The sequence below is a fragment of the Bartonella sp. MU37NMGALS genome (assembly GCF_042194015.1).
Lineage (GTDB): Bacteria > Pseudomonadota > Alphaproteobacteria > Rhizobiales > Rhizobiaceae > Bartonella > Bartonella grahamii.
The window spans coordinates 1-629 of the sequence record NZ_JBHIML010000139.1; the positions used below are offsets into that span (position 1 = coordinate 1).

Consider the following 629-nt stretch of genomic DNA (forward strand, 5'->3'; position numbering starts at 1 on the left):
CGGGTTTTGTATATTTTGCCACTAGGTTTTGTACCAATTTATTTTTTTTCAAAGAGTTTTAAAGTGGTTCTCAAAGGGTCTTCAAAGACCTTTAAAAGGGTATTTAAAGCCCCTTTTTCTTTTCTGCTCAAAATCACAATTTGAGATGATCAATCAAATTGACTGATAATTTTTCTGTATCCTAAGCATACTATCAAAAAGAGAAAAAGCGTTTAAGGAATTCGGTCAACTTGACCGAATTGCTCTTCAGTATGCAATTGTGCAATGTTTGCACCATTGCTCCTTTGAGGAATTGGGTAAACATTACCCTATTGCTGTACTCATGCAATTGGATCAACTTGATCCTATTTCTCGTTTTAGCAATTGGTGCAAGTTGCACCTATTCCTTACCTCCACACCAAAGTGCGAACTTTTGATTTTGGTCTCAATACTCTTCAACACCGATCAAAGGGTCAAGTTGACCCTTTGATTTTCTGTCACTCAGAGTTTTCCTTTTCTCCTGCCTCTTTTCCCTTGTTTGGTGCCTCAAAGGTAATTTCTGTGGTGTATCCACTTTGTTTTTCATAGCAGTGGGTGACAGTGGAAGCTTTCCATGGCCCATTGATTTGCCCACGAAACCCTTGCAATAA

The 629-nt window shown here is 38.3% G+C and carries 1 pseudogene; it reads right to left on the reverse strand.

Features of this window, described 5'->3' with window-relative positions:
• Nucleotides 1-476 precede the first annotated feature (476 nt).
• Nucleotides 477-629 (reverse strand): annotated as a pseudogene (locus tag ACFIJP_RS09575) (late control protein); the annotation flags it as partial.